Here is a 6,184-nt window from a genome sequence, read left to right as displayed (position 1 = left end):
CAGCAAAAATCAGCCCGCATCTCCAGCAGCACGAGCACCACAACCCGGCGGCCTGAAAACCGCTGGATACATGGGCAATGCAGGCGAAAACGACCTCTTAGACGTTGTTTCTTATGGCGTGATCACTCGTTGAGCCGTGCATGACGGATCTGGTTGAGCGGTTGGTGCCGGACGAGTTGTGGAAGCTGTTTCGGCGGGTGGTTCCGCCAATACAGGTCATACGCCCGCAGGGTGGTGGGCGACGGCGGGCCGGGGACCGCGAGTGCCTGGCGGCGATCGTCTTCGTGGCCACCTCGGGCTGCACCTGGCGGCAGCTGCCTCCGGTGTTCGGTCCGGCCTGGCCCACGGTCTACCGGCGCTTCGCCCAGTGGAGCCGGGAGCGGGTCTGGGCCCGGCTGCACCGGGTCATCCTCGACGAGCTCGGTGCCCGGGGTGAGCTGGACTGGTCGCGGTGCGCGATCGACTCCGTCAGCGTCCGGGCGGCAAAGGGGGGCCACTGACCGGACCGAATCCGACCGATCGCGGCAAGGCAGGATCGAAAATCCACCTGATCACCGACCGGAGCGGACTGCCGCTGTCGCTGGGCGTCTCCGGTGCGAATATGCACGACAGCCTCGGTCTGGAGCCGCTGGTGCGCGGTATCCCGCCCATCCGCTCCCGTCGCGGCCCACGGCGCCGACGCCCAGCCAAGCTCCACGCCGACAAGGGCTACGACTACGACCACCTGCGCCGATGGCTGAGCAAGAGAGGAATCCGTCACCGCATCGCCCGCAAGGGCATCGAGTCCTCCAAACGGCTGGGTCGCCACCGCTGGGTCGTCGAGAGGACGGTCTCCTGGCTCACCGGCTGCCGACGCCTGCATCGCCGCTACGAACGCAAGGCCGAGCACTTCCTCGCCTTCGTCGGTCTAGCAGCACTTCTGATCGGCTACCGCCGCCTGGCCAGGATCATCAGGGCCTGAGTTGTCTCTGCTGGGGATCGAAGCAGATCAGCCCCATCGAGTCGGCGAGGGCTGCCGCATAGGCGGACGCCTCTTCTGCCCTGTCCCACCGCAACGCGAAGTAGATGACTGGGCCCCTGGCCTCACCGATCAACGGTCCCGCAGCCCAAGGGGACGTTTCCTCCACATCCTCGGTGATGTCACACCACCGCTCCAAAAGGGCTCCGACGTAGGCCGCGATGCGTTCGGACGGAGATTCCTCGTCCTCACCATCGAGATAGCAGTCGTACAGGTCGTTGAAGACTCGGCTGGCGGTCTTGTAATCCGCCGGCCGCTCACCTTCCCAGACAGCCAGGTCGTAGCTCATGCCCGGAGGCTCTCACACCGCACTGACAGGCATGCAGCACTCGCAGCAGCCAAAGGAAACGGTGTCTTATGGAGCGGGTTTGGCCGGTGGCCTGCTCGATCTTGGGTCGAGCATGATCAGAGGGCCGTACTCTGGTTGGCAACTCGGGCAGGCTTTGAGCCTGGCCGCAATGTGCACGAGTGGCCCCCTGGTCTTGCTCGACGCGGGACCCGGATCGGGGAGGTGGCTAATGCTGTGGAGCCGACCGCCCCAGCCACGGCATAGCCCTTTTTGGTCTCAGGTCGCTGATCGCCATGAGCGCGGCCCGGGCGCCGGCGGGGCCGGGCCTGCGCGCGGTGAGCGGAGCGCGCCGCCTTGAACCAGTAGAGAAAGTTTGAATCATGCATCGGGGCTCTCGGGGTCCTTGGAGTGTCAGTGCGTACGGCTACGGTGAGGCGCCTGAGTCGATCGAAGGAGCGCCATGTCCGCTGAGAGCTCTTTGAAGCCGCTGGCCAGTCTCGTGTCCGCTGAGCATGGGGCAGATGAGCAGGTGGACTGGCGTGCGGTCGAAGAGGCTCTTGGGGTCGGTCTCCCGAACGACTACAAGGCGTTCATGTCCGTCTACGGTGCGGGTGACATCGGGGAGCTCGGCATCTTGGGGCCGTTGCCCGTCGACTTCTTGCAGTGGGATCCGGGCAACATCCTGGACAGCACGCTTGCGTTCCGCGACCTGTGGGACCGGGAAGGCGGTGTCCCCGGCATCGCGGCGGACAGCAGTTCCGTCCTGCCTTGGGGCTCCGGTTGCAACGCCAATGAGTTGGGCTGGCTGATGCTCGACTCGGATCCTGACAACTGGCCCGTGGTGGCCTGGCGCCGACAGATCAGCTACGGCGACACGCGATGGAAGCTTTTCGATTGCGGCATGGTCGACTTCCTGGTCAAGATGATGCGCGCCGAGTTCGACGAGTGCCCTCTCGGTGATGCCTCCCTCTGGGGTAGGACCGCTCCCTTTGTCCACTGGCGCGAGCAGCAGCGACGCTGGCTTGCGGGGCTCGACCCCGAGACGGGTGAGCCGGACCCCCTCGTGCAGGACTTCCTGCAATGGCCGGCATCCTGACCCACAGAACAGTGCCGACCTGACGCTGATCCAGGTTGGCAACTGTCTCATTCGGTCGTGTGGGGCTTGAATCCATGTGCGCAGGTTGGCAGTTCGGTGCCTTGCCGGTGTTCGAGCGGCAGGAAGAACACTGGGCGGATGGTCCAGGTGATACGGGTGCCGACATGGGGGATGGTCACCGTGCAGGGTTCCTGACGCAGTAGGGCACGCATGGTTTCGGCGCGGCCGTCGTGGAGCCATGCCCATGCCTCGTCCGAGGCCGGGTCTGAGTAGTTGCGGTACAGGATGTAGCGCTGAGATTGATCATGGTCGCTACCACAGTGGCCAGCCCGGGTGGGGGGCTTCCGGGAAAGATCGTTGAGCGGGTGCGGGGGCTGCATACGGTCCGGCTGTGCCGGTGGAATTTCTGACTGATGAGCAAGCCGCTACCTACGGGACGTTCGGTGAGGTGCCCACGCGCCCGGAGCTGGAGCGGTTCTTCTTCCTGGACGACGACCGCGACCTGATCGCGCTGCGGCGGTCGGACGGGCGTCGTCTGGGGATGGCGTTGTAGATCTGCACCGTCCGCTACATCGGCACGTTCCTGGGCGACGATCCCCTCGCGGTGCCGTGGGAGGTCGTGGACTACCTGGCCGGGCAGCTCGGCATCGAGGACGCGTCGTGTGTGAAGTCGTACGCGGAGCGGCGGATGACGCCGTACAACCACGCGCAGGAGATCCGGAAGCGGTTCGGGTACCACGACTACGGCGATCGGAAGTGGTTGCGGAAGTTCCGGACGTTCCTGTATGGGCGGGCGTGGACGCACGCCGAGGGGCCGGTGGCGCTGTTCAACCACGCGGTGACGTGGCTGCGCCGGCACCGGGTGCTGCTGCCGGGTTTGTCGGTGCTGGCCCGGCAGGTGTCGGAGGCCCGCACGGTGGCGGAGCGGCGGCTGTACGAGTCGGTGGCCAGGGCCACGCACAAGGCGGACCGGACGCTGGCGCCGGCGCTGGTGGGGCTGCTGGAGCGTCCGGAGGGCAAGCGGGTCTCGGAGCTGGAGCGGCTGCGTACCCCGCCGACGAAGTCGACGGGGACGGCGATGGTCCGCGCGATGGAGCGGGTGGAGGAGATCTCGGCGTTCGCGCTGGGCCGGGTGAACCTGTCCCGGGTGCCGGTGAACCGGCTGAACACGCTGGCCAGGTACGGGCAGCTGAGCAAGGCGCAGACGATTGAGCGGGCGCCGGAGCCGCGCCGGACGGCCCTGCTGACGGCGGTGGTGCGTCAGCTGGAGGCGCAGGCGGTCGACGACGCGCTGGACCTGTTCGCGGTGCTGATGGCGAACCGGCTGATCAGCCCGGCGCGCAGGGCGTCGGAGAGGGAGCGCCTGGCGATGCTGCCGCAACTGGAGAAGGCGGCCCGCATCCTGGCGAAGGCGTCGAAGATCCTCACCCAGGAGCTGGACCTGGTCGCCGAGCACGACGCGGACCTGGACGTGGCCGCGCTGTGGGCGGCGGTCGAGGAGGCGGTGCCGCGTACGGCCGTGGCCGTCGCGGTCGCGACCGTCGAGGCCCTGGTGCCCGAGGACGACGGCTCGGGCGAGGCAGCGATGCGCGAGAACCTGGCCCTGCCCTACCACATCGTGCGCCCGTTCCTGGCGCTGCTGGGCGAGTCGGACGCGCTGAGCGCGGCCCAGGGCGGCAAGCGCATCTTGAAGGCGGTGCGGCGGCTGCCGGCGCTGTCACGGCGGCGGGTCAAGAAGCGGCCGCTGTTGCCCCGCGAGGTCGACGCCGAGCTGGTGCCCGCGATGTGGCGGCGGGCGGTGTTCTCCAACGCCAAGCTGCCGCAGGGCGCGGTCGACCGGGACGCGTACGTGGTGTGCGTGCTGGAGCAGCTGCACCGGGCGCTGAACCGGCGGGACATCTTCGCCGCCCCCTCCAACCGGTGGGCCGATCCGCGGGCGCGGCTGCTGGACGGGCCGCGGTGGGAGGCGATGCGGGGCGACGTGCTGGCCGGCCTGTCGCTGAGCGAGGACGTCGGCGAGCACCTGGCCACGCTGACCCGGGGCCTGGATGCGGCCTGGCGGCAGATGGCGGGTCGCCTCGCCGAGGCCGGGGACGAGGCGAAGGTGGAGATCGTCGTCCCCGAGGGCGGGGGCCGGGCCCGCCTGAGTGTGGACAAGCTCGGAGCGGTGGGCGAGCCGGAGTCGCTGACCTGGCTGAAGACGACCACGGAGGCGATGCTCCCCAGGATCGACCTGCCGGACCTGCTGTTCGAGGTGCACTCCTGGACCGGGTTCCTGGACGCCTTCCGCCACGTGTCCGCCCGGCCCACGCGGATGGAGGGGATGCTCGTCTCCCTGGTGGCGCTGCTGGTGTCCGAGGCGTGCAACATCGGGCTCACCCCGGTGGTGGACCCGGAGAACAAGGCGCTGACCCGCTCGCGGCTGTCGCACGTGGACCAGAACTACCTGCGCGCCGACACCATCGCTGCGGCGAACGCGGCGCTGATCACCGCCCAGGGCCGCATCGAGCTGGCGCAGCGGTGGGGCGGGGGGATGCTCGCCTCCGTCGACGGGCTGCGCTTCGTCGTTCCCGTCAAGAGCATCAACACCGGTCCCTCGCCGAAGTATTACGGCTACAAACGGGGCCTGACCTGGCTAAACGCTGTGAACGACCAGGTGGCGGGGATCGGCGCGATGGTCGTGCGCGGCACCCCGCGCGACAGCCTGTTCACGCTGGACACGCTGCTGAACCTCGACGGCGGCCTGCGCCCGGAGATGGTGGCCACCGACAACGCCTCGTACTCGGAGATGGCCTTCGGCCTGTACAAGATGCTCGGCTTCCGCTTCGCCCCGCGCTTCCGTGACCTGGCCGACCAGCGGTTCTGGCGGGCGGACGTGCCCGTGCCCGAGGGTGAGGAGCCGGCCGGGGACTACGGGCCGCTGGAGGCCATCGCCCGGCACAAGGTGAACCTGAAGCGGATCGAGACGCACTGGCCAGACATGCTGCGGGTGGCCGGGTCGCTGATCACCAACCAGGTGCGGGCGTACGACCTGCTGCGGATGTTCGGCCGCGAGGGACACCCCACGCCGTTGGGGGCGGCGTTCGCGGGGTACGGCCGGATCGACAAGACCATGCACCTGTTGGCCCTGGTCGACCCGATGGACGACACCTACCGGCGGCTGATGAACCGGCAGCTGACCGTGCAGGAGTCCCGGCACCGGCTCGCCCGCGCGATCTGCCACGGCGGCCGCGGACAGATCCGCCAGGCGTACCGGGACGGCCAGGAGGACCAGCTCGCCGCCCTCGGCCTGGTCCTCAACGCCGTCGTGCTGTGGAACACCCGCTACGTGGACGCCGCCGTCGCTCAGCTCCGCGCGGAGGGCCACGACATCAAGGACGAGGACTTGGCCCGCCTGTCCCCGCTGAAGAACGCGCACATCAACTTCCTGGGCCGCTACCTGTTCAACATCGCCTCCTCCGGCCCCGCCCAGGGCCTGCGGCCCCTGCGCGACCCGGACGAGGTCGAGCCCGACGACGGGGACGAGGACTGATCCGCGCGTACCGGCCGCGCTGCGCCCGGGGGCCGGGTCAGGCCGTGCAGCGGCGCCACGGCTTGTCGTACTGTGCGACATCCCGTGAGTTCTCCTGAGCGGCGAACAGCTGCCGTTCCTCAGCATCGAGTTCGTGGACAGGCGTACCCGCAGGTGCCGGTGCCGGCTGGACCTCGCGTGCCCTTCTCGATGTCCTGGTGCATATGAACGATGTACTTCGTAACGTGGTGCCCGTCGGGGTTGTTGCCG

At 68.6% G+C, this 6,184-nt stretch carries 3 protein-coding genes and 2 pseudogenes; 3 read left to right on the top strand and 2 right to left on the bottom strand.

Annotated features, from left to right (window positions below; all coding sequences use genetic code 11):
- Nucleotides 1-140: 140 nt before the first annotated feature.
- Nucleotides 141-961 (top strand): IS5 family transposase gene (locus KUM38_RS08250; protein WP_374227046.1). Its coding sequence is split into 2 segments (ribosomal slippage): nt 141-489 and nt 489-961, totalling 822 coding nucleotides; the frame shifts between segments, so codons are not numbered across the junction.
- On the opposite strand, the gene KUM38_RS08245 is transcribed toward KUM38_RS08250, so the two are convergent.
- Nucleotides 951-1,307: a hypothetical protein gene (locus tag KUM38_RS08245; RefSeq protein ID WP_217128628.1), complete on the bottom strand. Its 357-nt coding sequence runs from the start codon at nt 1,305-1,307 to the stop codon at nt 951-953. The two genes, KUM38_RS08250 and KUM38_RS08245, sit on opposite strands and share 11 nt — an antisense overlap.
- 460 nt (nt 1,308-1,767) lie before the next feature.
- Between KUM38_RS08245 and KUM38_RS08240 the strand changes: the two genes are divergently transcribed.
- On the top strand, nt 1,768-2,403 hold the full coding sequence (locus tag KUM38_RS08240) for an SMI1/KNR4 family protein (RefSeq protein WP_254396869.1): 636 nt from the start codon (nt 1,768-1,770) through the stop codon (nt 2,401-2,403).
- A gap of 47 nt (nt 2,404-2,450) precedes the next feature.
- Here KUM38_RS08240 and KUM38_RS08235 read toward each other — a convergent pair.
- Nucleotides 2,451-2,666, bottom strand: a pseudogene (locus tag KUM38_RS08235) (hypothetical protein); the annotation flags it as partial.
- Nucleotides 2,667-2,794: 128 nt separating this feature from the next.
- Between KUM38_RS08235 and KUM38_RS08230 the strand changes: the two are divergent.
- Nucleotides 2,795-5,935: pseudogene (locus KUM38_RS08230) on the top strand (Tn3 family transposase).
- Nucleotides 5,936-6,184 lie beyond the last annotated feature (249 nt).

It is taken from the genome of Streptomyces sp. AC558_RSS880, assembly GCF_019049255.1.
Taxonomy (GTDB): Bacteria; Actinomycetota; Actinomycetes; order Streptomycetales; family Streptomycetaceae; genus Streptomyces.
The sequence above is the reverse complement of the archived record's forward strand: the minus strand, read 5'-3'. Positions and strand labels throughout refer to the sequence as shown.

What these genes read in the sequence shown, in the direction of transcription:
- KUM38_RS08245 (WP_217128628.1), bottom strand. Translation starts at nt 1,307, where the DNA reads ATGAGCTACGACCTGGCTGTCTGGGAAGGTGAGCGGCCGGCGGATTAC.
- KUM38_RS08240 (WP_254396869.1), top strand. Translation starts at nt 1,768, where the DNA reads ATGTCCGCTGAGAGCTCTTTGAAGCCGCTGGCCAGTCTCGTGTCCGCT.